This window comes from Nostoc sp., assembly GCF_036917535.1.
Lineage (GTDB): Bacteria > Cyanobacteriota > Cyanobacteriia > Cyanobacteriales > Nostocaceae > Nostoc.
This window is the reverse complement of sequence record NZ_JBALDA010000022.1, coordinates 1-1,943: the sequence shown is the minus strand read 5'-3', so window position 1 is coordinate 1,943 and position 1,943 is coordinate 1. Positions and strand designations below refer to the sequence as shown.

Below are 1,943 nucleotides of genomic sequence, written 5' to 3'. Positions count from 1 at the left end.
ACAACGAGTTATTAATAACCTCCAAAAAAAGGCTCTAGCTTTAGGTTTTGAGCTTGTTCCTCAGCCCGAAGTAAATACGGTTTCTTAGGAGAGGGTTAACACCAATTCTCTAAAAGAAGGCAACAGATACAAAGCACAAAACTCTTGCTGCATCTAGGTTTCTTAATTGCGAATTGCGAATTGGTATAACACTGTACTTATGAACTCACAAAACAAGCCACAAGCTTTTGAAGTCAACAATGCTGAAGGTCGCGCCTATTGGGGGATGGGCATTCTCTGGATTATGCTGGCAACTGCCGAAGATACCAATGGAGCCTATTCCTGTATTGAAGAGCTGATCCCGCACGGTCTGGCAGCACCGCCGCACATTCATGAGGCGGCAGATGAAACCTTCTACATTATGGAAGGTGAAGCCACCTTCTTTGTGGAAGACCAACCGATCCAAGCAACTGCTGGATCGTTTGTGTCCATTCCCCGGGGCACCAAACATGCGTTTCAAGTCGATTCGGAAATAGTACGACTAATCAACACCTATGTGCCCGCAGGGTTTGAGTACATGATTATAGAGACGGCTGAACCCGCGAAGGCACGCACATTACCTCCCGCTTCGATACCTTCTTCTACCATAGAACAACCATTACGAGCGATGGAGCAAGTCATTCAAAAGTATCCTGCGGCGAAAACCAACTTCTTGCAAGGTTACAAAAACTAAATTAGCTAATCCCGAATCAGCCGAAGCTTGGCTTCAAAAAGCGATCGCTCATTTGCAGTACTAGCTATCAACAACAGAATTCTTTATGAACGAGCAAGACAAATGGACAACAAGCAGTCCTCGTCCAGTGCTGATTGTCGGCGCGGGACCAACGGGAATGACAGCAGCGATGGAACTCTCTCGCCTCGGCGTTCCTGTCCGCATTGTAGATAAGCTGCTGTCACCTTCCACTACATCTCGCGCTCTTGCTGTGCAGAGTCGCACATTGGAACTCTTCGAGCAGCGCGGGCTGATCCAAGAGATGCTGCGAATTGGCAACAAAGGCACCGCAGCTACCATCTATGGAGATGGCAAGCGCTTGGGTAAAGTACACCTTGAACAGATTGAGAGCCGTTACAACTTCATCATCCTCATTCCTCAGTCGGAAACAGAACGCATTCTGCGGGAGCAACTGGTTCGCCAGGATGTTGAAATCGAGCACGGTACAGAGATGATTGCGTTTGCTCAATCAGAATCGTCCGCTCAACCTGGACAGGGTGGTGTGAAGGCTGTACTCCGTAACCGCGAAGGGGAACTTGAGGAACTGGAAGCAGCTTATCTAATTAGCGCCGAAGGTTCACACAGCCTGGTTCGCCGTACCCTGAATTTGCAATTTCAGGGTAAATCCATCGACCAGAATTATGCCTTGGCAGACCTACATCTCGACGGCAATCTTCCTGACGATGAACTCTCGATATTCACCTCTGCACATGGCTTCATGGCTGTTTTTCCAATAGGCGATCGCCACTTCCGGTTTATGGCTACCGATCCAAATCAGCACGCGAACGACGAGCCGACTTTGGAAAAGCTGCAAAAGCTCTATGACGAGAACTCGCACATTCCTGCGCGACTGCGAGATATGACCTGGAGTTCTCGGTTTCGGATCAACAGCCGTATGCTGCATACACTACGGGAGCGCCGCATCTTCTTTGGCGGCGATGCGGCTCACATTCATAGCCCGGCAGGTGGACAGGGGATGAACACAGGCATTCAGGACATGATCGACCTGAGTTGGAAGCTAGCTATGGTTTGGCACGGCAAAGCGGCTCCAGAACTGCTGAACACTTACCAGGAAGAGAGACTGCCGATCATCCGTGATATTAGACTTGTCGCTAAATAAGAGCAAAAAATGATGAAATAGAATTCTCACTTTCACTCATCAATTTATGCAGCTATCAAGTAGAAATTCCAC

Annotated in this window: 2 protein-coding genes; both read left to right on the top strand. The window is 48.6% G+C overall.

The window, feature by feature from the left end:
* Window positions 1-199 precede the first annotated feature (199 nt).
* Entirely contained in the window at window positions 200-712 is a 513-nt protein-coding gene (locus V7K56_RS07940; RefSeq protein ID WP_334909243.1) for a quercetin 2,3-dioxygenase, read from the top strand.
* A gap of 85 nt (window positions 713-797) precedes the next feature.
* Window positions 798-1,871, top strand: coding sequence for an FAD-dependent monooxygenase (locus V7K56_RS07935; RefSeq protein ID WP_334909242.1), 1,074 nt, complete (start codon window positions 798-800; stop codon window positions 1,869-1,871).
* Window positions 1,872-1,943 lie beyond the last annotated feature (72 nt).

Coding starts and splice junctions, on each gene's coding strand:
- V7K56_RS07935 (WP_334909242.1), top strand. CDS start 798: ATGAACGAGCAAGACAAATGGACAACAAGCAGTCCTCGTCCAGTGCTG.
- V7K56_RS07940 (WP_334909243.1), top strand. CDS start 200: ATGAACTCACAAAACAAGCCACAAGCTTTTGAAGTCAACAATGCTGAA.